The sequence below is a fragment of the Proteocatella sp. QWL-06 genome, assembly GCF_058684135.1.
This window is the reverse complement of the sequence record NZ_CM178755.1, coordinates 24,445-47,289: the sequence shown is the minus strand read 5'-3', so window position 1 is coordinate 47,289 and position 22,845 is coordinate 24,445. Positions and strand designations below refer to the sequence as shown.

The 22,845-nt window shown below is 44.3% G+C and carries 26 protein-coding genes and 2 riboswitches; of the genes, 3 read left to right on the top strand and 23 right to left on the bottom strand.

All coding sequences use genetic code 11. The features are described from left to right. Nucleotides 1-14 precede the first annotated feature (14 nt). From AC4PGZ_RS00265 to AC4PGZ_RS00205, 13 genes are all read right to left on the bottom strand, one after another. Nucleotides 15-1,241 (bottom strand): cobalt-precorrin 5A hydrolase, encoded by a 1,227-nt coding sequence (locus tag AC4PGZ_RS00265; protein ID WP_492159079.1) that lies wholly within the window; start codon nt 1,239-1,241, stop codon nt 15-17. After that, nucleotides 1,242-1,997, bottom strand: coding sequence for a precorrin-4 C(11)-methyltransferase (gene cobM, locus AC4PGZ_RS00260; protein ID WP_492159077.1), 756 nt, complete (start codon nt 1,995-1,997; stop codon nt 1,242-1,244). Between the two features lie 16 nt (nt 1,998-2,013). Next, nucleotides 2,014-2,736, bottom strand: coding sequence for a precorrin-2 C(20)-methyltransferase (cobI, locus tag AC4PGZ_RS00255; protein ID WP_492159076.1), 723 nt, complete (start codon nt 2,734-2,736; stop codon nt 2,014-2,016). Nucleotides 2,737-2,770: 34 nt separating this feature from the next. After that, on the bottom strand, nt 2,771-4,045 hold the full coding sequence (cbiD, locus tag AC4PGZ_RS00250; protein WP_492159074.1) for a cobalt-precorrin-5B (C(1))-methyltransferase CbiD: 1,275 nt from the start codon (nt 4,043-4,045) through the stop codon (nt 2,771-2,773). Nucleotide 4,046: 1 nt separating this feature from the next. After that, nucleotides 4,047-4,901, bottom strand: a complete 855-nt coding sequence (locus AC4PGZ_RS00245) for an ATP-binding cassette domain-containing protein (RefSeq protein WP_492159073.1) — start codon at nt 4,899-4,901, stop codon at nt 4,047-4,049. A gap of 12 nt (nt 4,902-4,913) precedes the next feature. Continuing rightward, on the bottom strand, nt 4,914-5,642 hold the full coding sequence (gene cbiQ / locus AC4PGZ_RS00240; protein WP_492160233.1) for a cobalt ECF transporter T component CbiQ: 729 nt from the start codon (nt 5,640-5,642) through the stop codon (nt 4,914-4,916). A 39-nt stretch (nt 5,643-5,681) separates the two neighbouring features. Beyond that, nucleotides 5,682-6,782 carry an energy-coupling factor ABC transporter permease gene (locus tag AC4PGZ_RS00235; protein ID WP_492159072.1) on the bottom strand — a complete coding sequence of 367 codons (1,101 nt, stop codon included), beginning with the start codon at nt 6,780-6,782 and terminating at the stop codon, nt 5,682-5,684. A gap of 167 nt (nt 6,783-6,949) precedes the next feature. Then, a riboswitch (cobalamin riboswitch) is annotated at nt 6,950-7,110 on the bottom strand. A gap of 369 nt (nt 7,111-7,479) precedes the next feature. Beyond that, the gene (locus AC4PGZ_RS00230; protein ID WP_492159071.1) at nt 7,480-7,986 is read right to left on the bottom strand and encodes a hypothetical protein; all 507 of its coding nucleotides are present in this window, start codon (nt 7,984-7,986) and stop codon (nt 7,480-7,482) included. 9 nt (nt 7,987-7,995) lie between these two features. Continuing rightward, entirely contained in the window at nt 7,996-8,370 is a 375-nt protein-coding gene (locus tag AC4PGZ_RS00225) for a helix-turn-helix transcriptional regulator (protein WP_492159070.1), read from the bottom strand. Continuing rightward, entirely contained in the window at nt 8,371-8,766 is a 396-nt protein-coding gene (locus AC4PGZ_RS00220; protein ID WP_492159069.1) for a hypothetical protein, read from the bottom strand. It abuts the gene before it with no gap. A 193-nt stretch (nt 8,767-8,959) separates the two neighbouring features. After that, nucleotides 8,960-9,808, bottom strand: a complete 849-nt coding sequence (locus tag AC4PGZ_RS00215) for a MetQ/NlpA family ABC transporter substrate-binding protein (RefSeq protein ID WP_492159068.1) — start codon at nt 9,806-9,808, stop codon at nt 8,960-8,962. Nucleotides 9,809-9,885: 77 nt separating this feature from the next. After that, complete coding sequence (locus AC4PGZ_RS00210; protein ID WP_492159067.1) at nt 9,886-10,548, bottom strand: methionine ABC transporter permease; 663 nt, start codon at nt 10,546-10,548, stop codon at nt 9,886-9,888. Next, entirely contained in the window at nt 10,538-11,560 is a 1,023-nt protein-coding gene (locus AC4PGZ_RS00205) for a methionine ABC transporter ATP-binding protein (protein ID WP_492159065.1), read from the bottom strand. The genes AC4PGZ_RS00210 and AC4PGZ_RS00205 overlap by 11 nt, the downstream gene beginning before the upstream one ends. Nucleotides 11,561-11,654: 94 nt before the next feature. After that, nucleotides 11,655-11,759, bottom strand: a riboswitch (SAM riboswitch). A gap of 140 nt (nt 11,760-11,899) precedes the next feature. Between AC4PGZ_RS00205 and AC4PGZ_RS00200 the strand changes: the two genes are divergently transcribed. After that, the gene (locus tag AC4PGZ_RS00200; protein ID WP_492159064.1) at nt 11,900-12,931 is read left to right on the top strand and encodes a D-cysteine desulfhydrase family protein; all 1,032 of its coding nucleotides are present in this window, start codon (nt 11,900-11,902) and stop codon (nt 12,929-12,931) included. Between the two features lie 91 nt (nt 12,932-13,022). On the opposite strand, the gene AC4PGZ_RS00195 is transcribed toward AC4PGZ_RS00200, so the two are convergent. The 5 genes from AC4PGZ_RS00195 to AC4PGZ_RS00175 all read right to left on the bottom strand — a co-directional run bounded on the left by AC4PGZ_RS00195 (nt 13,023) and on the right by AC4PGZ_RS00175 (nt 16,450). Next, on the bottom strand, nt 13,023-14,369 hold the full coding sequence (locus AC4PGZ_RS00195; protein ID WP_492159062.1) for a short-chain fatty acid transporter: 1,347 nt from the start codon (nt 14,367-14,369) through the stop codon (nt 13,023-13,025). 199 nt (nt 14,370-14,568) lie between these two features. Beyond that, nucleotides 14,569-14,814: a YjfB family protein gene (locus tag AC4PGZ_RS00190; protein ID WP_492159061.1), complete on the bottom strand. Its 246-nt coding sequence runs from the start codon at nt 14,812-14,814 to the stop codon at nt 14,569-14,571. A 109-nt stretch (nt 14,815-14,923) separates the two neighbouring features. Next, nucleotides 14,924-15,178, bottom strand: coding sequence for a hypothetical protein (locus AC4PGZ_RS00185; protein ID WP_492159060.1), 255 nt, complete (start codon nt 15,176-15,178; stop codon nt 14,924-14,926). A gap of 84 nt (nt 15,179-15,262) precedes the next feature. After that, nucleotides 15,263-16,066, bottom strand: coding sequence for a flagellin N-terminal helical domain-containing protein (locus tag AC4PGZ_RS00180; RefSeq protein WP_492159059.1), 804 nt, complete (start codon nt 16,064-16,066; stop codon nt 15,263-15,265). 156 nt (nt 16,067-16,222) lie between these two features. Then, complete coding sequence (locus AC4PGZ_RS00175) at nt 16,223-16,450, bottom strand: hypothetical protein (RefSeq protein WP_492159058.1); 228 nt, start codon at nt 16,448-16,450, stop codon at nt 16,223-16,225. Between the two features lie 199 nt (nt 16,451-16,649). On the opposite strand from AC4PGZ_RS00175, the gene fliD reads away from it, so the two are divergent. After that, complete coding sequence (gene fliD, locus AC4PGZ_RS00170) at nt 16,650-18,467, top strand: flagellar filament capping protein FliD (protein ID WP_492159057.1); 1,818 nt, start codon at nt 16,650-16,652, stop codon at nt 18,465-18,467. A 20-nt stretch (nt 18,468-18,487) separates the two neighbouring features. Further along, complete coding sequence (locus AC4PGZ_RS00165; protein ID WP_492159056.1) at nt 18,488-18,895, top strand: hypothetical protein; 408 nt, start codon at nt 18,488-18,490, stop codon at nt 18,893-18,895. A 67-nt stretch (nt 18,896-18,962) separates the two neighbouring features. On the opposite strand, the gene AC4PGZ_RS00160 is transcribed toward AC4PGZ_RS00165, so the two are convergent. The 5 genes from AC4PGZ_RS00160 to AC4PGZ_RS00140 are packed head-to-tail and all read right to left on the bottom strand — an operon-like array spanning nt 18,963 to nt 22,830. Further along, the gene (locus AC4PGZ_RS00160) at nt 18,963-20,435 is read right to left on the bottom strand and encodes a methyl-accepting chemotaxis protein (protein WP_492159055.1); all 1,473 of its coding nucleotides are present in this window, start codon (nt 20,433-20,435) and stop codon (nt 18,963-18,965) included. A 23-nt stretch (nt 20,436-20,458) separates the two neighbouring features. After that, nucleotides 20,459-20,704 (bottom strand): carbon storage regulator, encoded by a 246-nt coding sequence (locus tag AC4PGZ_RS00155; RefSeq protein ID WP_492159054.1) that lies wholly within the window; start codon nt 20,702-20,704, stop codon nt 20,459-20,461. Between the two features lie 2 nt (nt 20,705-20,706). Next, complete coding sequence (fliW, locus tag AC4PGZ_RS00150; RefSeq protein WP_492159053.1) at nt 20,707-21,153, bottom strand: flagellar assembly protein FliW; 447 nt, start codon at nt 21,151-21,153, stop codon at nt 20,707-20,709. A gap of 17 nt (nt 21,154-21,170) precedes the next feature. Beyond that, on the bottom strand, nt 21,171-21,776 hold the full coding sequence (locus AC4PGZ_RS00145; protein WP_492159051.1) for a DUF6470 family protein: 606 nt from the start codon (nt 21,774-21,776) through the stop codon (nt 21,171-21,173). 58 nt (nt 21,777-21,834) lie between these two features. Continuing rightward, nucleotides 21,835-22,830 carry a flagellin N-terminal helical domain-containing protein gene (locus AC4PGZ_RS00140; RefSeq protein ID WP_492159050.1) on the bottom strand — a complete coding sequence of 332 codons (996 nt, stop codon included), beginning with the start codon at nt 22,828-22,830 and terminating at the stop codon, nt 21,835-21,837. Nucleotides 22,831-22,845: the final 15 nt, after the last annotated feature.

Here is a 22,845-nt window from a genome sequence, read left to right as displayed (position 1 = left end):
TTAATTCTCCTAATCTATATACACGAAACCGCTATCGTTACGCCGTTTCGCTTTGTTTTCTTCATTATAATGTATATGCCGAATTCCGATCCAGTGGCGCCCATCGCGGCTCCCATCACGGCTGCCCTCTCGCACACGTTTCCGGCTCCTGCAACCCTGCTCACGAGCTCCGAATGAGACATCTCGGCGTCAGTGTACAGCTCCGCCTCCATAAGTTCTTCAGCTGAAAAGGTATTGAATTCTATGCCATACTTTTCTGCAAGCATCAGCAACGCCTTTTCGTCCTTCTTGAGGTCTACCGAGTTAAGGCTCCTTATCGCCCTGACATCGAGATCAAGCTCCGTGAGCGCCTGATCAAAAAGCTCCTTGGCCGGCAAAAAGTCTATATCCTTCCTGCAGCCCATGCCTGCGAATGTCACGCATGGTATGAGCACGAGCGCCTCTGGAAACCTCTTCCTCACATCCTCAATCAGGGAGTGCGAGTCCGTTATAACAACTAGAGGCACATCCGAGCCAGATGATTCAGATGGATTTGAAGAGTCCAGCGAGTCTGCAGCTTCAAATCCTTCATACAGTGCTTTCAGCTCCTCTGATTTCAGCACTGCAAATTTCCCTCTGCACTGAGTATATAATTTAATCCTGCGGTTTTCAAGCACCGCCGAGGATATGTGCTTTATATTCCCTATCCGATCTATCTTCATGCAGTTTTCTGTCGCCCACGAATCTATGGCAATAACGCCGTTGACATCCGTTGCCGTGGTTATTACCGCCTGAGCTCCGAGCTCTCTTGCCAGATCCAGAGCCAGCGCATTTGCGCCGCCTATGTGACCCGAAAGAATCGGTATGACGTAAGCTGCCTTTTCATCCATGACTATGACTCCGGGATCTGTGTCCTTGGATTTAATATTAGGAGCTATAGCCCTGACCGCAATCCCTGCCGCGCCGATGTATATTATGTGATCGGCCTCGGCAAATGCGAGGGAAGTGAATTCCGCAAGGCTGGAGCTCGAAAATGCTGAAGGCTCCGCAGGCTCGCCTGATGCTCTTGCTGCAGCCGAAGCTTCAAGATCGTCCTCAGCTTCCATTATCCTTGCCGGCGCAAAGAACCTCGCCTCAGCATCCTGCCACTGCGAGAATATTCCGCTCAGCCGCTCTGCCGTTTTCAGCCCCGCTGCGGTAAATGCCATAACATAAATCCTTAACCCGCCTGAGCTTCGCTTCAACCTGTCTGCCTGCTTCATTTATCTGCTCGCTTCTCTGAATTCATGCGTGAATCCCGGATCGTAAAGCAGGGATCTCTCGTACTGGTTTCCGAGGAATTCTCCCACTGTTATAAGCGCCGTCTTGCTTATGTTGTGCTCTCTGGCTGCCTGTGCGAGATTTCCTACAGTTGTCCTCACGACCTTCTCGTCATCCCATGTAGCCTTGTATACTATGGCCGCCTTCGTATCCTTCGTGTATCCGCCCTCGATGAGCCTCTCGCTCAGCTGCTCGAGCATTCCCGAGCTCAGGAATATGACCATCGTGGCCTGATGCGCTGCCATCAGCGATATCTCTTCCTTTGGCGGAACCGGAGTCCTGCCTTCCATCCTTGTAAGTATGACGCTCTGGCTGACTCCCGGAAGAGTGTACTCCGCTCCAAGTGCAGCCGCAGCCCCGCAGAAAGAGCTCACTCCCGGACACACCTTGTAGTCTATCTTGAGTTCTTCAAGCATGTCTATCTGCTCCCTTATAGCGCCGTAGATGCTCGGATCTCCAGTATGAAGCCTTACGACAGCCTTTCCTTCGCTCTCTCCTCTCTTCATCACGTCTATGACCTCTTCAAGCGTCATAGATGCGCTGTTGTGGATCTCACAGCCCTGACTTGCGTATTCAAGCAGCCCCGGATTTACCAGAGAGCCCGCGTATATTATTATGTCCGCCTGCTCCAGAAGCTGCTTTCCTCTTACAGTTATCAGATCCACCGCTCCCGGACCTGCTCCAACAAAATTTATCATAATTCTCTCCTTTATATTAGCTCTGTATTGGCGCTTCTGTATCAGCTGCCTTCACCTGATTGTCTTCCTTAACTACCACTATGGAGAAGTAGCTCGATTTTTCATCCATCTCGTCGAGGTCATCATAGACTCTCTCATTTTCCATCGTAGCACATTCAACCATCCTCGCAGACCTTAGCTTTCCGGTCTCTCTCAGCCTCTCTCTCAGGCTAACTATGCTCCTGCCTGACTTCATGAAGACCTTGTTTGCCGGAAAATCCAGACACTCATCGAGCGCGTCATACGAAGCCGGGACTATGAGAAGCGGTTCCCTTGATTCGCACAGCGAGTCATTAAGCCTTGCCGCCACCGCGCAGAAGGACGGTATGCCCGCTATGAGCTGAGCCCTGTGTCCCTTTGCCAGCACCTTCTTGTGCACATATATGTACGTGCTGTATATCGAAGGATCCCCAAGCGTTATGAAGGCTATGTCCCTTCCCTGCTCCATCAGCGCTATCATCTGCTCCGCGCATCTCTCGTGGCTTGCCTCAAGCAGCTCCCTGTCTCTTGTCATGGGCATGTCGCACGCAACCAGCTCCTTGCCCTCAATATATTCCCTTACTATTCCAAGCGCCACATTCTCGCCTCCCGATATGGGATACGCTATGCAGTCCGCAGCTCTGAGCGTCTCCACTGCCTGAATCGTCAGCAGCTTCGGATCTCCGGGGCCAACGCCCACTCCATATAAAGTTCCTGCCATTTTTTCTCCTTCATTATAATAAGCTTTTTTTCATCTATAATCTATTAATCTGCTGGTGCATCTTCAGGTCCTTCAGCATCTGATCCGCGCCACTGCTCTTTATGAGAGTCCCGTGGATCTTCGTGAAGACTATGAACTCCACCTGCAGCTTTCCTCTTGTCCTGTGATCTATATGTTCCTTTATCTTATTTCCTATGCTGTCAAACACCTTCTGTGCAAATCCTTCGCCCTGATTTCTCAGTATGTCCGTCATTTCCTCTGCAGATATCGCATTCATTATATCCCTTACGGCTGAAGGCTCCATCCCCAGCATCGCCCCGTGTGAAGCGATTACCTCCTGCCTTCCATCGGCAGAAGAGGAGTGGGTGTTCATAACGCTGGCCGCGATTTTTATGAGCTTTCCTGCATGTCCTATAAGGAGTATCTTCGGTATCCCCAGCCAGCAGCTGTAGTCGAGCATCTCACCGATATAGTTGGAGCACTTGACTCCGCTCTCGAGGTCTATGCCAAGCACGTCTCTCGCATAATCCTGTCCGTAGTTACCCGGGCATACGAGCATCGGTGGTACAGGAAAACCTGAGCCATTGAGCTCCGCGAACTGCTTTATCTCAGTCCTTATGGTGTCCACAAGAGCCTTCTCGCTCATAGGCTCCACTATCCCGCTCGTGCCGAGTATGGAGATCCCTCCGACGATCCCGAGCTTGGGGTTGAAGGTCTTTTTCGCAGTCTCTTCTCCGTTCTCAGCACTTATCTCTATATGAAGAAAATCCGGGATAAGCTCAGTCTCAATGTTTTCGAGCACATCCTTTACAGATTTCAGTATCATCCTTCTCGGAACCGGGTTTATGGCGCTCTTTCCGACATCGCAGCTGAGGCCGCCTCTCGTGACCACCCCTACTCCTCTGCCGCCCGTTATGTGAACATTAACGGTGACTCCTGATATTTCCAGCTGCTCCTCATATGGAAGAGGGCCTGCTTCAGCAAGTACAGCGGTCTCCAGCGGTTCAGTGTTCTCCCGGCCGCCCGAGCCGCTGCTCCTGCTGACTCTCGAGAATATGCGCAGGCCGTGGGTCGCATCCGGATCATCCCCGGCATCCTTTGTTATGCTGCATAGCGCCTCGCATGGCGAATACTCCTGATCCGATACCTCGAGGGAAAGCTCTATGCCCTTTGGCGTATCTATCCTGACCGTTTCGCATCTTTCGCCGCTCATCATCATGAGGAGCGCGGCCTTTGTGGCTGCAGCGCTGCAGCTTCCTGTGGTATAGCCTCTTCTCAGGCTCTTTTGTCCCTGAACTACATTTTCCATACTACGCTTCTCTCCCGACTGCCCTGAGGATTTCTGTCCTCGCTTCACTTATCGTGGCAGCGGATTTGTCCACGTCCAGGCCGTCCCGCTCCTTAAGTATCTCCATCAGATGCTCTATCCTCGGGAGCCTCAGATTGTTGCTCCTTATAGCTTCAGGATTTGAGAATATCTCCTTGACGGTTCCTCCCGCTACTACCCTGCCGCCGTTCATTATATATACCTGGTCGCAGTAGAGCGGCACCATATCGATATCATGAGTGGCGATGACTACCGAGATTCCCATGCGGTCTCTTATGTCGCTCAGCAGCTTCATTATCTCGCTCACCCCCTGAGGATCGAGTCCCGCAGTAGGTTCATCAAGTATGATGAGCTCCGGCTCCATAACGAGCACCCCGGCTATCGCGACTCTTTTCTTCTGTCCATAGCTGAGGGCATGTGTTGGTCTCTGCGCAAGATGGGACACCCCGGTCTTTTCCATGGCATCCTCCACGCGCCTCCTCACCTCATCCTCAGGGAGCCCGAGATTGACTGCCCCGAAGCTTATGTCCCTGTAAACATCCGCCGAGAAAAGCTGATGGTCAGGATCCTGAAAAACTATCCCGACCGTCCTTCTCATCTCAAGGATGCTCTTTCTTGAATACTCGAGCTTCTTTCCGTCTACATATATCTCCCCCGACTGAGGCCTGAGTACCCCGTTAAGGTTGAGGAACAGCGTCGACTTGCCCGCTCCGTTTCCACCGAGCACAGCCGTGGTCCTTCCTCTTTCAAATCCGATGCTGACACCATCGAGAGCCAGCGCGCCTCCATCGTAGCTGTAACGCAGCTCCCTGGTCTCAATTATATTTCTGCTTTGCATAATCTCACTCACCTAAATCAAATATGCCCCGACCTGGAGCAGGGCGACAGCTATTGCCGCATAAGTAATCCTTGTATCTATCTCATATTCATATCCCACAGTCCTAAGCTCTCCGGTGTAGCCCCGGCTCTCCAGGGCATCGAATATATGATTCGCCCTTTGAAAAGAGCTCACGAAAACCCTCGACACCAGATCCGCAGTGGATCTGTACGAAGTCTTCATATCGACGTACCCAAGCCTCGAGCTCTGCGCCGTCCTTATCCTGTCCGCGGTATCCGCAAGTATGAATATGAACCTGTAAACCAGCTCCAGCAGCTCAACGAAGAGCGCCGGCACATGGAGCCTCGAAAGCGCCATCGTGATGTCCGTCATCGGCGTGTTCATCACGAGAAAATAGACGCTCCCTATGACTCCCAGAGACTTGGCAGATATGGCGATTGCCTGCTGCGCTCCCTGAGGAGATATCCCATAGAGATGCTCCCCCATCTGAAAGCCCACCAGCAGCTGCGAAGAAAGCTCGTGCCTTCCCGCAGCCACGGTGATCACGCCCAGCAGTATGAACCCCATGGGAATCCGAAACATCCTCCAGATGTCTGACGCCGAGTGCCCCCCAAGCCATATGCTGCAGAGGCTCGTCGCAAATATCGTCACAAGGCTCACAGCCGCATCATCAAGCGCTATGCAGAGGATCATTACTCCCAGGGATACGAATATCTTCGTCACCGGGTCGCTGCCCCTCATCTTTGAGGCATACGCATATCTGTCAGTTCCACTCAATATCTAACACTCCTTCTTCGTAAGCCTTCCCAGCCCAAAACCGATTACTCCAGCTCCAAGCGCCGCCTGAAGCGCGAACAGCAGCGATTCTATCTCAACGCTCGCCGGCTCGAACAAAGGCTCAAAATTCGGCTCATAATTTTCATCTATCTCCGTAACTATGTCCATCGCTATTCCATCAGCCCCGCCAAACTCCGAGCCGCTCTTTATCGCAAGAGGCGCGAACACTACCGCAAAAAATACGACAAGCAGTATGACGTTCTTCTTCCAGAGCGGATTCTTTGCAGAAGCTGCCGCCGCTTTTCCTGCCTCCTTCTCCGAAGCAGAAGCTCCTGAAGCTTTTTCATTCTTCTGCGCCGCCTCATATGATCCGGCCTCAAGCGCCTTGACCTCGGCAAAGCTGTATTTCTCAAGTATCCCGAACACTATTACCGTAAGGATTGCTTCCCCTACAGCTATAGGGATCTGAGTCACCGCGAAAACTCCCATGAACTTCACGAGCGAAGCCATTATCCCCCCGTCCGCAGATGGGAACGCAAGCGCCAGCTGAGCCGAAGTCGTCACATATGTCAGCAGATCAGACAGAAACGCCGCCACGAACACGCTGACCGCCGAAGAAGCTCCTGCAGACTTCATCCATCTGTATGTATAGTATGCCACGAATGAGCCCACTATAGCCATCGAGAACACGTTCGCCCCAAGTGTGGTTATTCCACCGTGAGCCAGAAGCAGCGCCTGAAACAGCAGCACTATGAGTCCCATCACAGCCATAGGAGACGGCCCGAACAGTATAGCTCCAAGAGCGATACCCGTAGGATGAGAGCAGCTTCCTGTAAGAGATGGTATCTTGAGCGCAGACAGTATGAATACAAAAGCCCCCGCCATCGCAAGCAGTATCTTCGCCTTAGGTACCTCATCGATCTTTGTCTTTATGGCCTTGAATCCAAACAGCACGAAAGGCGCCGAAATCGCAAACCACAGCACTATCCACATCGGGGAAGGCAGAAATCCCTCCGCTATGTGCATCGCACTCGAGTACACAGTGTTCATCCCAAGGAGCGCCATTACGCTCAGCAAAATCTTTCCAGTTCTTTGTTTCTTCATTTTAAGTCCCTCTCTCTCCAAAAATAAGTGTGTAATCCGATTGAAAAAGCAGGGTTAAAGCTCAATTGATAAAAACCTGTCAAAAAAGCCCTGAGTCTCATCGAGTCCCAGGGCGTTTGCGGTCATATTATTCATATCACTTTAACAACCTCTATTCATCGTAGAGCGTGTGTTAACAGAAAAGGTACGTGTTCCGACTTAAGCATCATCGCGGTACAGCGCCTTCCCAGTTTCCCAGTGGCATTATGCTGTATCACTCCTCTATCACGGCAGCGAGACTGTGCAGGATTTGAACCTGACTTCCTCAACCAATTTCTGCATATATTCAGTTGTTTGTTCCACTATTCATTATTTCATATTTTCAGAATTTCGTCAATATCAACAGCATTTATCTCCACAATCAACAGCATTTATCTCCACAATATACAGGAGCTTTAGTCATCCCTGTCTTCTGATTTTCCAATTCCCCCGAATTCGGGGAAATTAAACTATATTTAATGATTGAGAACAACCCTGCTGTAAATTGCGAAAACGATACAAAATGTAACAGTGATTTATTTCAATTTTTTATAAAACACTCCCTCTTGACTCTACGCTTTAGTTTAGCAGGAGGGAGTGTTCTAAATTTTAGTTCTATTACTCAACACATATATTATAGTTTCGTCACTTATGAAGTGACAAGCCGAAATAGCTCCTTTTATCTATTTTTAGATTTTTCTTTATCTTTCTCTCGCATAAACTGAACTATATTAATCATAGGTAAACTGAAGTTTCCTGAAATACCTATAGTTGATGTTATTGCGAGAAGGTGAACTCTTACGAATTGAGAGAGATAAGTTAAGCCGTTTTGAACTAACATACGGTCGAACATATCCTTGTCTAATACATTTGCATTTCCCGCAAATGTTCCTGTTGATATCACCTCGATAAAAGGCTTTATATTTTTAAAACTAGGGCTTTTGTATTTCTGATTTGAGATTTCGTATAGTTTTAGATAGAATTTTATTTCTCCGGTATAAAAGTCAACGGAAACTTCTTCATATTCCAGGTGCTCTAATTTCGAATCGATAACATCATAGTCAATGGCATAATCATAACTGGTAGTATTATCAATATCAATCTCACTGCTAAAATCCATTTTAGAATATATTATTTTCGATTTTATATTCTGAAAATCAGCTATTATATTATTTATACTGTTCATATACACTCCTTATGCTGCTTCTATTCCAATTTGTCTGTCATCGCTATCTTTTGTGAGCGCTACATCATATTCTTTTTTATTTACGAATCTTGTCAGCACGGATTTTGTTGCGTTCTCAACTTTAGTTACGCTTATATCCAGTTTAAGATTCAATTTTTTACATATTTGAAACAGCGTCTTAACACTCGGATTATATTCAAGACTTTCAAGTTTTGAAACCATAGGTTGGGAAATACCTAAATGACTTGCAAAATCTTTTTGATTCATATCAAGAGCGTAACGTTCTTTAATTATGGCTATCGATATATCTGAAAGAAGCTTGTCGAGTTCCAACTCTTCTTTTGATATTCCTTCAAATAACCAGTTCATATCCATGGTTTTCATTTATTCTCCTCCTTGCAATCTATCAACTATGCCTTCGGATTTTTTAATAGCGATTTTATAATCGCTTTTTTTCTTTTCTAAGAAAGCATGAATCAGGACTTTTCTACCACCATCTTCCATAAATATGAAAATGATTCGTAGATTTAATTGTTTTAAAAATCGGATACAGTAAAGATCGTGCTTTGTATCCTTAAGTTTCTCGAAATGCTTATTTAATATAAGTTCATGTTTCGGCATTTCTTCCATAAATCCAAAAAATCGAAACATGTCGCGAGCGATTTCTTTTTGATTTCCGCTGTTCTTGACAATAGACATCAATTCAGCATTAAAATCTTTATATCCGTATATCTCGGACTCGCCAGGATACTCTATTTTCTGTATCAGATTCTCATTCATTTAATACCATCTTTTGCGTAAATATAACTTATAGGTTATATTTACATTATAGAATTTATTTGTAAAATTGTAAATAGGGACTTTTTTTGCCCCAACAAACCCCGTTCATTTCATCATTTTGCTTAATCGATGTTTGTAAATCGAAAGTCCACCCGGGCAATCTTTCTGATTGATTCCAGGTGGACAATTTTCCCTAGTCTATAGCTACAACTGCGCCTTTGTAAGTCTCGCTGATGTATGTTTTCACAGCCTCGCTCTTAAGCGCTTCCACAAGCGCCTTGATGTCTTCTCTCTCCTCGCTGCCTTCCTTTACTACAAGGATGTTGGCATAAGTCTGAGCCGCTTCTGAGTCCTGCTCTTCCTTTGCAACCGCATCTGATACGCTGAGGCCTGCGTCAAGAGCATAGTTTCCGTTCAGTACCACGAAATCAACCTCGCCTATTACTCTTGAAACCTGCGCCGCTTCGAGCTCGACAATCTCGATGTTGTGAGGGTTTTCTGCGATGTCGTTCTTAGTTGCAGAAAGTCCTGCGCCTTCTTTTATCTTTATAAGGCCGTTTGCTTCAAGCAGAAGAAGTGCTCTTGCTTCATTTGTAGTATCGTTTGGAACTGCAATCGCCGCTCCGTCAGGTATGTTTGCAAGGTCAGTCGATTTTCCAGCGTAGATTCCAAGTGGCTCAAAGTGAACGCTTGCCACAGGAACCAGCTTTGTTCCCTTCTCTGCGTTGAAGTCGTCAAGGTACGGCTTGTGCTGGAAGAAGTTCGCATCCACATCTCCTGCGTCTACTACAAGGTTTGGCTGAACATAGTCAGTGAATTCCACTACCTCAAGCTCATATCCCTGCTCCGCAAGAGTTTCCTTTACCTGTGAGAGTATCTCTGCATGAGGCACAGGAGAAGCCGCTACGGTTATCTTTCCCTTTGCTTCCTGCGCCGGTTCCTGCGTATCTGCCGCCTGGTCGCTGCTCTGGCATCCTGCAAAAACTGTGAGTGATAATGCTGCAGCAAGTACTGCTATACCTGTTTTTTTGAATTTTTTCATGATTGTTTCTCCTTTATCTTTATCATATTTATATTTTCAGTTATCATATTTCAGTTTCCATTAGTTTTTCTTTTTGCTTATCTTACTCTCTTGTCGGTCTTTGCCGCTATCCTCATCCCGATGAACTGCATCACCTGCATAAGCACCACGAGCAGTATCACCGTTATCAGCATTATGTCATACTGGTATCTGTTGTATCCGTATCTTATAGCGATATCCCCGAGGCCCCCGCCTCCAACGACTCCTGCCATCGCCGAGTAGCTCAGTATAGTCCCCAGCGCTATCGTGGAGCCGACTATAAGGGAAGTCTTCGCCTCTGCTATCAGCACCTTCGTCACTATGGTCGAAAGGGAAGCTCCCATGCTCTGCGCCGCTTCGATCACTCCTGGATCAACTTCGTGGAGCGAGGATTCAATCAGCCTTGCAATGAAAGGCGTAGAAGCAATCACGAGCGGCACTATCGTCGCCGTAGAGCCGTAGCTTTTTCCGGCTATGAGCACCGTCAGCGGAATCACCGCTATGAGTAGTATCAGGAAAGGCACAGACCTTCCGATGTTGACTACTATGTCCAGCAGCCTGTACAGGGCCGCCATCGGATGCAGACCGTCTTTTTTAGTTATCACGAGTGCGATCCCGATCGGGAAGGCAAACAGATATGAGAATACAGCTGACACGAAGGTCATGTAGAGCGTATCTCTCGTGCCCTCCAAAAGCATTGTAAATACTTCATTACTTAACATAATCCCTCAGCTCCTCTACATTCACATTTCTGCTCTTCAAATAATTTATGACCTTGTCGCCCTGCAGCCTGTCCTCAGGCAGCTGCAGTATCATCTGCCCGAAGGCCTGTCCCTTGATGTCGTTCGTATCTGCAAAAAGTATGTTCACCGGCGTCCTGCACTCCAGGATCATGTTTGCAATGACCGGCTCAAAGGATGATTTTCCGTCAAACACTATTCTTATGCATCTCTTTCCGGTCATCTCGTCCACCGTCGCGCTGCTGCTGTTGTGATATACCAGCTTTCTGGCAGCCTCCGTCTTTGGATTCGAGAACACATCCTCCACCCTGCCGCTTTCTGCGAGGCTTCCTTTGTCCACGATCGCGATATAGTCGCATATCTCTTCGACGACGGACATCTCGTGGGTTATTATCACGATCGTTATGCCCAGCTTCTTGTTGATGTCCTTGAGCAGCTCCAGTATCGAGCGTGTGGTTGTTGGATCCAGCGCGCTCGTCGCCTCATCGCAGAGAAGTATCTCCGGATTTGTCGCAAGGGCCCTTGCAATCGCCACCCTCTGCTTCTGCCCTCCGCTCAGCTGAGACGGATACGCCAGCCGCTTGTCCGAGAGCCCTACAAGCTCCAGCAGCTCAGCAGCCCTTTCTCTTGCCTGAGCCTTTGGTACGCCTCCGATCTCAAGCGGGAAGCAGATGTTGTCCTCGACATTTCTCTGCATCAGCAGATTGAACTGCTGAAATATCATCCCCACCTTCTGCCTTACCGATCTCAGCTCCCTGTCATTCAGAGCCGAAAGATCCCTGCCACCTATGATGACCGTTCCCCCCGTCGGCTTTTCGAGGAAATTGATGCACCTTACCAGTGTGCTCTTGCCCGCGCCGCTCATGCCTATTATTCCGTATATGTCGCCTTTGTTTATATCTAGGTTTATACCCGAAAGTGCAGTCACCTTGCTGCCGCTCGTGCCAAAAAATTCTTTCTCCAGATTCCTTATCTGGATAAGTGGTGCTCCCATATGTCCCTCCTTTACTGCTTGGTTGAATTACCTGATTTTAGAAAATTGAAATAAAAAAAACCTCCTCAGAAGAGAAGGTCACAATTCAACCGTCTCCTCATCTTCCAAAGATTTCTCTTTGACGGAATTAGCACCTTGCAGCAGGCTGCAGGTTGCCGAGACTTCACAGGGCCGATCCCTCTGTCTCTCTTGATAAGAAGTTTTGATATTTAATTCATGTTTCATATGTTACAATAATAAATCTTAATTGTCAACCCTTTTTTCGCAATGTTGAAAAAAAACAGAAAATATGTTATTTTGAAAAGAGTATAAAATACAGATAGCAGAAAGGAAGCACCCATGATCACACTACCCGAAAAAATTTCACTCGCAAACCTCCCGACCAGGACCTACAAGCTCCAGAAGCTTTCAGAAAATCTAGGGAAAAACATCTACATAAAAAGAGACGACGAGACTGGAATAGAGCTGTCCGGAAACAAGGTAAGAAAGCTCGAATTCGCAGCCGCAGAGGCCCTGTCTCGGGGAGCTAACGCACTTATAACCTGCGGAGGAATCCAGTCCAACCACGCAAGGGCCACCGCAGTAGCCGCAGTAAAGCTCGGCATGAAATCCATACTCGTGCTCAGGGAATCTGAAAAGACTGCCATCGAAGGCAATCACCTGCTAGACCTCATAGTCGGCGCAGACGTCAGATTCATAAGCGCGGAGGACTATGTCCTCAGAAGATTCGAGATAATGGAGGACATAAAAAAAGATCTCGAGGCCAGCGGCGAAAAGGGATACATCCTTCCCGAGGGCGCATCCAACGGCATAGGGCTGTTCGGATATATAAACGCGATGAAGGAGATCCAACAGCAGGAAGACGAGCTCGGCATAAGATTCGACGCCGTGGTTTCATGCGTAGGCTCATCCGGCACATATGCAGGCCTTGCAGTCGGCGCGAAGCTCTACAACATGAAATGCGACGTAATAGGCTTCAACATAGCAGACACCGCCCCGAACTTCCAGAAAAGAGCCTTCGGATATATCGAAGAGTGCTGCAGCTACCTCGAGGGAGTGACCCCAGAGAACCTCGGCATAACCCCTGAGAGCCTCATAATAACAGACGGCTACGCAGGCAAAGGCTATGCTCTCAACGTTCCCGCAGACTTTGAATTCATAAAGGAATTCGCAAGACTCGAAGGAATATTCCTCGACCCCGTATACACAGGAAAGACCCTCAAAGGCATGGTCTCAGAGATAGCAAAATCCAACTTCGGCCTGTCCCCAAACAATCCCATGGCGGATTTCTCAGACTACAGGAACATCCTCTTCATCCACACCGGAGGGCTGTATGGCCTGTTCCCAAAGGCAGATGAGATGAGCTTCTAGGAATCTGTTGATACAGATATATTTTCGCAAAAATGTGCAGCTTCGAATAAGACGAGGCTGCACATTTCAAGTTAGTACATATTATTTTGATTTAGAAGATTAGGAATCCTGCAGCAATGACAACTCCCGAAAACAGAAGCGTAATTACACAGTAACCCATTATATCTTTTGCAGAAAGTCCCGCTATACCAAGAGCAGGAAGCGCCCAGAAAGGCTGAATCATGTTGGTCCACGCATCACCCCAGGCAATGGCCATCGCAGTCTTTGCCGCCGGCACCCCGATTTCAAGTCCCGCAGGCATCATTATAGGGCCCTGAACCGCCCACTGACCTCCACCTGAAGGAACAAAGAAGTTTACTATACCCGCACTGAGGAAAGTGAACAGCGGGAATGTAGTAGTCGTAGCTATTCCCACGAAGAAGGTAGATATAACTCCTGCAAGCGAAACCCCTGCAACCGCACCCGTCATCATGCCCTGAATACCAGCATAGAATGGGAACTGAAGCAGTATTCCCGAGCAGCTCTTTGCCGAATCAGCAAACGCATCGATGTATCTCTTGAGGTTTCCATGAAGCAGTATGCCCGCAAACATGAATATAAAGTTAACAAAGTTTAGGTTAAGCGAATTGAGCTTGTTGAGCGCGATATTGTATATGATGTATGCAAATCCAAGAATAAGTACTATAGCCCATATTATCCTGCTGTGCTCAAGCTTGTCCGCAGGAGTCTCTATCTTGTATACCTTTTCCGCATCTTCAACGAGAAGCGCCGCATCAACCTCTATCGTATGCTCCTTGTCCGGCATCATAGCCCTGCACACGAATGGAAGCCCTAATATTATTATAGCGGATATGGTAAGATTCATAGGCGAAAATATCGTAAGCGAAGTAGGTATAGCCGCAGTCACTACCCCACCTGTGTTTGCAACCACGCCGTCAGCGCCTACAGCCGCAACTCCAAGCGGAATAGATCCAGACATCCCACCATGCCATACAACGAATCCAGAATAAGCCGAAGCTATAAGAAGCCTGTAGTCAACGCCCTTGACCTGCTTTGCGATCTCCTTCGCAAGAAGCGCCCCTATAACAAGTCCAAATCCCCAGTTGATCCAGCAGCATACCGCAGAAACAAAGGCAGTTATCATTATGGCTCTCGATGGAGTCTGAGCAGTAGAAGCAATGCTCCTGAGCCCCTTCTTGAAAACCCCGGCAGAAGCCATGGTATTCCCAAGCACGAGCACCATAGCCATCTGCATAGAGAAAGAAAGCAGACCCCAGAAACCGTTAGCCCAGTGAAGCATCATGTCAAGCGGCCCCTGACCCGTCATGCCGATCCCCGCAGCAAACACGATGAAAGTAAGGATAATCGCGAATAAAAAAGGATCTGGCAGGTATTTGTTCATAACACTGACACATCCGTTGGTAAATTTTTTGAACATGGTAATCCTCCTTCTCAGTAAAACTGAAATACTAAAGAAAAAATATTACAAGTAAGTAATAGAATAAAATTAGGGTAAAAAATATAGGCCAGGAGCCCAGAATCGGTTTATCAAGTTAAAATGATTGCTTGATTATTCTGTCCCCTGCCCTAATTATAGACCCATTGTTATTTAGATGTCAATAGTGTAGGTTAACTATTTATACATTTGTATCTATATTGCGGCCCAGATGTGGCGTCAGAGAATTATCTGATGCCTTTGCCGTAGAGCTTTCTAGCATACTGGCTAAATCAGAAGCCTGTCCTTTCGCCGTATCCATTGCCATCTTCATGACAGAGATACTGGCCTGCTGTGCCACCTTCATCTGGCTTAACCCCATTGATAATGCTGCTATGTCCATGTAAGGTCCTCCTTTATCCTCGTTTTCATATCTATAAGTTTTCACTATACAATCCAGATAATCCATTTTACCTAAATATAATACTTAGATTGCATTACCAAAATATTCATCTTAATAAGATTTTCTTGAGTAGAGTTCTGTTTAGAAAACTATTTTACAGAAAAAAATCTTTTGTGTATTCAACTTCTATTTGATTAACGCAGTCACATTTAGGACAATTAACCATTACTTCAAGAGGATAATTATACCCCTCATGGGTCTTGATTTTATTTATTGCAAATGGTTGAGTTGCATAAATAGGGATTTTTTCCACCTCAAATTTACTATATTGTATATTTTGAGGTACGATGCTCATCCACTCAAAATCCACATTACATCTTGTACACTTGTTATTTTGACTAATTTTCACCTTGGATATCCACCTCTCCATTTAAGTTAAAGAGCCAGGAGAAATATCTCCTGGCTCTTATTAATCATTTTAAATATCGACAAATTATCTAAGAAGTTGTAGTACTCCCTGTGGCGCTTGGTTAGCTTGAGCAAGCATAGCCTGAGCAGCCTGAGTTAATATATTATTCTTAGTTAGGTTCATCATCTCTTTCGCCATATCTACATCTCTAATCCTTGATTCTGCAGCTTGTAGGTTTTCTTGAGTAGCATCTTGATTTTTAATAACATGCTCAAGTTTATTTTGCTGTGCACCATATTTTGCTCTTTCAGTATTAAGTTCAGTAATGGCATTTTCAACAGCCGCAACCGTAACAGCAGTTGGCGCAGTATCAGCAGCATCAGTAAGAGTTTTTAGAGCAGCAAAATCAGTTTTTGTTAAAGCTGCTACAGTTACAGTCGAACCTGCATCTTCCCCATATTTAATATCAGCAGTCTCTGTAAAAACAGCTTTTCCATTAAATTTCGTGTTAGTTATAATCTCATCGGCAGCCTCACCTAAAGCTTTCATTTCTTGACCGATATTATTTTGGTCATCTGAGCTGTATGTTCCATTAGTAACCTGCACAGCAAGCTCTTTAAGTCTTGTAAGCATATCACTAATTTCGTTGGTTGCACCTTCAGCAGTTTGGATATATGAAATACCATCCTGAGCATTTCTTGTTGCCTGAGTAAGTCCTCTAATCTGACTTCTCATTTTTTCAGAAATTGAAAGTCCTGCCGCATCATCAGCTGCTCTATTTATTCTTTGACCAGAAGATAGCTTTTCCATAGATTTCGAGCCAGAAATAGTGTTGTTAGATAACTGTCTGTGAGTATTCATCGCCATTATGTTATTGTTAATTCTCATTTTTAATTCCTCCTTGAATGTCCTTAAGAGATGTCCTTATCTCTAATGGTTAAAATTTTATTATGGTCTTAATTCGGCGCCGAATTATTTTGACCTTCTATTAATTATATCGGCACTTATTATTTAATCTTAATAGTTTTTTTTAAAAAAATATTTTCATTCCATGCCGATTTTTCTTTTCAAATCTTCAAGATCTTTGTCATATGGAGTCACAGACTGCAGTTGTTCTATAATGGCAGCCGCTTCGTGATTGTTTCCAATTATCATCAACTCATAAATCCTAGATTTTATTGATTTCGCAAGTTCTCTGAATTCTATAATACGTTCTTCTTCAGCATTGACATTCTTTTCCATAACATTCTTTTTCAGGGTTTTAGATTGCAAAACTCACCCTCCTCCACTTGTTGTGCTATAATTCTTTCCTTACTAATAATTTCTTATACTTATTATAATATCGTCACAAATATAATAAATGATAATAATAAATCTTAATAATTTCAGCTTAATGTCGATAATATTTATATAAAGTAAATATATGGTTTAATTTTTATTATTTAAGCTTAATAATTGAGGAGTTGATATTATGGCTACAATAACTAGTCTTACAAGTTCAAGCGCTTCTTATGGAGTGAATTCTAAAGGAATCGGAGGTATCGCAACTGGCCTTGATACCGATGAAATAATCAAAGGCATGACCGTCTCTACAAGATCAAAGATTGCAAGACAATTTCAGAACAAACAGCTTCTTACATGGCAAAGCGAAGCGTACAGGAAAATCAGTAGTAAACTCATTGACTTTTCTAAGAAATATACTTCATTTACCTCAAACACGAATCTTTTGAGTTCTAGTTTCTATACAAAAACAAATATCTCAACTTCCGGATCTAATGCTTCAAAAATAAGTGTTTCAGGAAATTCCAATATAACCGAAAACATAAGTATTATTTCTGCTTCTAGAGCTTCTTCCGGTGGTGCCATATCCTCAAAAAATGCATCTGATCAGATAATATTAGGAGAAAATGTTGATTTTTCGGATATTTCGAATACACTTTCAGACAAGAATATTTCTTTTTCATTAAATTCAAAGATAAGCAATATTTCCTTCTCAAAGGAAGAACTCATAGGAATAGATGATGCTGAAAAAATGGCCTCTCTTTTCCAAACTAAATTAAATTCTGCATTTGGAAAAGACACTATTAAGGCTGAGCCAGTTGGAGGTGCAGTTCAGTTTAGAACATCAAACTCTGGATCAACTCTTAAAATATCTGATATCCATGTCGATGCAAAAAAAGTATTGGGGCTTAATGCGGGAGAATCAAACAGACTAGACTTGTTAGCTGCAATAACTATTCCCGAACCTATAGATCTTCTTATAGACGGCACTATAATAAATCTTAGTTCACCATTATCTACTCAAGATATTATCAATGAAATAAATAATTCAGGAAGCAATATAACTGTATCGTACATCGAAAGTCTTGATCGATTTGAGTTCAAGAATGATAGTGGCAAAGATATTACAATAAGCGGCAATCTTTCTGAACAACTTTTTGGCGGAACAGTGAATGTGAAGACTTCAACAAAGGCTTTCCTTGAGGTTCAATATGGCAACGAAAACACTTTGACCCTAGAGAGCACAAACAATATATTCAACATAGACGGACTTACCCTAACTATAAATGATACTTTCTCATTTGGTGATCCTATAAGATTAAGTGCAAAAACAGACACAGATAAAATCTTTACTGCAATCAAAGAAATGATAAGTGAATATAATGATATAGTTGATCTTGTTAATACTGAATATTCTACAAAACCAAATCGTAACTATCCTCCACTCACAAATGAACAAAAAGAGGAGATGACCGAATCCGAAATAAAAGTATGGGAGGAAAAAGCTAAAGCAGGGCTACTTTTTGGAAATAGCGATCTAGCTTCACTGACCAGAGAGCTACGAACCGCATTTTTTTCAAATGGAGATACTATGTACGAACTTAAAAAAATTGGCGTAACTCCCTCTTCAAACTGGCAAGATAAAGGAAAAATTGTAATCAATGAGGATAACCTTAGAAAAGCTATAGAAGATGATACTGTAAATATAAAGGGACAGTTTGCAGACGGTATAATGTCAAGGTTGAAAAATATAACTGACAAATATGTAAAGACAGATAGCTCTTCAAAAGGAGTTCTAATTGAAAAGGCTGGGCATCCAGCTTCTCCACTTTCACTTACAAAAAACACTCTCTTGGATCAGATGAATCTCGTAGACAAAATCGTTGAAAAACTCAATCTTACCCTCTCTAGAGAACAATCACGGTACTACCAGCAGTTCGCTAATCTTGAGACAGTGATGTCTAAACTGAACTCTCAAAGTGGATGGCTTTCCCAGCAGTTCGGATAAATTTAAGGAGATAAGAAACTATGAGTTATAATGCAGCGCAGGATATAATGATTCTTCTTAAGAGAAAGTATAATCAGATAAATCAGATATACCGTTATGCTCTGGACATGGAAAAATCAGCATCGCAGAACGATTCAGAAACACTCTCTATGCTCCTCGACATGAGGTATAAGATAATGTCAGATATAGAGTCTCTCAATGAGGAGATTTCAGAAAAAATCCAGTCGCTTGATATTTCTGATAGGATCAGAATCAAGGCTCAGATGTCCGAAAATCCAATTAGCTCCGAGGTTTCTTTTGAAGAGGCCAATATAAACGAAATCTGGTACTCTATCAGAGCTGTTCTCAAAAAGATAATCGAGTCTGATGAAAAACTTAAGTTAAAGATTGAATCACTTTCAAAGCTCTCGTCTATAGATTCTGTATAAATCTTAAATCTGAACAATAAAATACAGTGGTTGTTTCCATTACGGAAATGACCACTGTTTGTTTGTCTTAATATTTATCCGGGTTGAATATTATTCCTGATGAAGCTGCCGGCTTAAGTTTTTCTCTTACAGGTGCCGGTTTTGCCGGCTCAGGCTTTACTTCCCTGATTTCCGGTTCTGGTGCGGGTTTTGGAGCTTGTTTCTTTACAGGTTCTGATTTTGGCATTGCAGGCTTGGTTTCTTTCTTTGGCATAGGTCTTGATTCTGCCTTTGATGAATATCCACCTTTTCTGTATCTGAATCTCTCAAGCTCTGCCTTCATCATGTGAGCCTGGCTTGAAAGCTCCTGGCTTGCCGCTGCTGCTTCTTCTGATGTGGCTGAGTTCATCTGTACTACTGATGATATCTGGTCTATTCCGTCTGTCACCTGACTTACAGAGACTGCCTGCTCCTGAGATTTCTGAGATATCTGATCGACATTCTCGACGATTTCTCTTGATCCTCTGTCTATGTTTTCAAGGAGTCTCGCAGTTTCGCTCGCTATCCTCGTTCCGTTGTCTACTGCCTTTATTGAGCTCTGGATAAGCACTGTAGTGTTTTTGGCTGCCTCAGCACTTTTGTTGGCAAGGTTTCTTACCTCATCTGCAACTACGGCAAAGCCTTTGCCTGCCGCTCCTGCCCTTGCAGCTTCTACTGCGGCGTTGAGCGCAAGTATGTTTGTCTGGAATGCGATATCTTCTATTGTTTTGATTATCTTTCCTATTTCTCCTGATGTGTGGTTGATCTCATTCATGGCACTCATCATCTCTTCCATCTGTGCATTGGTCTGCTCTATCTCGGATCCGAGGTTTGCTACCTTCTGGTTTGCGGTATTTGCGCTCTCCGCATTCTGGTTGATCTGATCCGAGATTTCCATTATAGCCGCCGAAAGCTGCTCTATGGCACTTGCCTGTTCTGTAGCTCCCTGTGAAAGCATCTGCGCTCCGTCTGCAACCTGTGATGAACCTGATGAAACCTGTGAAAATGATTCGTTTATCTGGTGTATCATATTTCCAAGGCTCACCGCGAGATTCTGGAGTGATACGTCTATAGCCTTGAAATCTCCTACACTGTCATTCTTGAACTCTATATCAAAATCTCCATCAGCCATCTGAGTCGTAAGTCTCTGGATTCCGTTTATATATTCTGTTATAACTCCCAGTAGCTTTCTGAAGTTGTCCGCAAAATGTCCAAATTCATCGCTTGATTCATGTCTTATCTTTGTGCTGAGGTTTCCTTTTGATATTTCTTCCATGTCTTTTTCAAGCTCTTCGAGAGGATTTATAACTCTCTTTTTTATTACGCTGAGGCTTATCATCGAAAACATGATTATGAAGATGAGATTCAATCCAACTGATACCAGAAGAGGTATATTGGATGTAAGTCCTGCGCCCTTTGTTCCCGCCCCCAGCATAACCAGCATATTTACTGTGCTGAGCCCTATGAGTACTGCAAAGGTAGCCTTCATAAGTTTCTGTATGCTTATTTCTTTGAGATTCATCTTGTAATTCTCCTTCTGCAAAATTATTCTGCCTTGTTTTTATTTATCCCCAGTACATTTCGTATATCTGTCGCCGAGATTTTGCGCTCACTACCTGCGGCTTCCTTGTTTGCCTCAGCCGCATTCACGAGCTCTGATCTTAGTATCGGGATTTCCTTCGGGGCTTCTACTGCTATCTTTACTTTTTCTCCACTGATGTCCACTATAGTTATCTTGATATTGTCATTTATTATCAGCGATTCTCCCTTTTTTCTGTGCAGTACGAGCATTTTTAGACATCCCCTTCCTTGAGTTCACTGAGGATATGCCTCAGACTGTATCTCTCGTCATCAAGGATAAGCTGTTTTGCTGACATATTGTCCGGATTTATTACAACAGGGCATTTTAGATTTACCGTGCTGTCTGCTACATTGTCTTTTACGACACAGATTGCATAATAAAAAATTTCCTCGGTGTCATCTGTTATTCCCAGTTCTTTCATATCCGAATCTGTAAGTGCTGGTTCATAGTCTCTTTTCAGATTGAAGGGATTCATAAGTATGAACGCAAGCTCGCTGTCCTGTGTGCTCTGAAGACACATAAGGCTGTCACTGCCTGGTTCAAAGCTTATAAGAACATATTCTTTGAGGCTTTCAAAGCCGAATAATCCATTTTGAAATCGAATTATGTCTTTTTCTGAAACACTTACTGTGTCAAAATATTTCGTTGATATTTCCATAAGTTCTCCCTTTATTATTAAGCCTTAGCTGAAAATTCTACATAGTCAGGATCTGCACTTGGAGGTACATATAATGGCTTGCCTATGTACTCTATGAGGACGTCCGGATACTGAGTTATGTTAAATTCTATATTCCCAGGAATGAACTCAAAATCTCCATTCGCAAGCTTGAATTCAAAATTGAGCTTGTCCATCTCATACTGTATGGATATATCAGGCTCAGACCAGCTGATTTCAGCCCCTGCTGACGGTGTAAATCCAACCGTGAATTCTCCAGTCGGAAGCTGCGCTCTGCTTGCAAATATCTGGTCCAGTGCCTGTCCATTAAATTTTGCATCCATCATTATTGTCCCTTCATTTGTGTACCTTGCTATTGCTTCATAGGCTGCAGATTTGCCCTTTTCGGCAGCCTGTTCAACGCTCCTTATGGCTGTAGGCGAAACTGAATTTCGGGCTTCGAAGGTATCCAGGTTGAGCTTTATGTTGTTGCTCTGAATCCTGAGCCCTCCCTTGTCCCTTGTAAGATTGAGTTCTGCAGTGCCTGAGCTTTTTTCAAGTCTTGCGTTGTTTACCTTGAACTCGAAAGATATTGGGACTGTGGTAATCCTGATAAGTGGTCCCATAATATACACCTCCCTGTGTAAATATATTGCCTGGTATCCAATTATTTATGTCTCAATCCTACCTCATGAAGTCTATGAATGACTGTGAAAGAATGCTGTTTCCTACCTTCAGTGCTGCATTATATGCATATTCTGCCCATGAGAACTCTGTGATGGCTTCTGCCAGATTTACGCTTTCAACTGATGATATTTTTTCATTCAGATTTAGTTCACTGTCCTTAAGCCTGGTTTCTGTGTCTTCAAGGAATTTAGTATTGCTTCCAATCTTTGTAATGTTGTTAAGATTCTTGCTCATGCTTTTGTCAAACTGGCCAAGCATTTTCCCAAGCTTGTCAGAATCAAAATTATCTGATCTTAGTTCCTTGGCCATATCCACGATCTGACTCACTATATTCAGGCTCATTTCACCATCTTTCCCATATCCGAGAGCTTCTATTCCTGGATTTGAGAGATTGTATGCAGTTCCTTTTATGATGTTTCCGTCATCATCTTTCTTGAGTCCGAATCCGAGATCTATATAATTTGTCTCCTCTGACATTGCCTTTAGCTTCGCAAGTTCTGCTGGATCAGTCGTGTTTACATTTATACCGCGATATGATAACTCCCCATTCTTTAATTCAAAAGGAGCTTCTTTTGTGCTGGCTCCACCAAACAGGATTTTGTCTCCATATCGGGCATTCATGCTCATGACCATTGATTCAGCGGTTGCCTCAAAGCTCTGTGCTATTGCCGCTCTCTCATCCTTGCTGTTGGTACCATTAAGCGCTCTCAGAACATCTCCTTTGACCTGCTGGCTCATCTCGTTTATCTGCATAAGACTCGATTCTGTTGCGGCAAGCTGTCCCTGTGCCACCTCGATATTGTGGAGGTAATCCTGATTTTTAAGGTATTCCCTCCTGAGCTGAAATGCTTTGTTTGCTTCTGCAGGGCTCTGCGATGCCTTTGTAAATTTTCTTTCTGTAAGCACTCTATCTCTTGATTCATTCATCCTTACCGTTGATTTTCCAAGATGTGTCCTGTAGTTTCTCATTATTGAATTGGTACTTATTCGCATGTTTCAGGCTCCTTC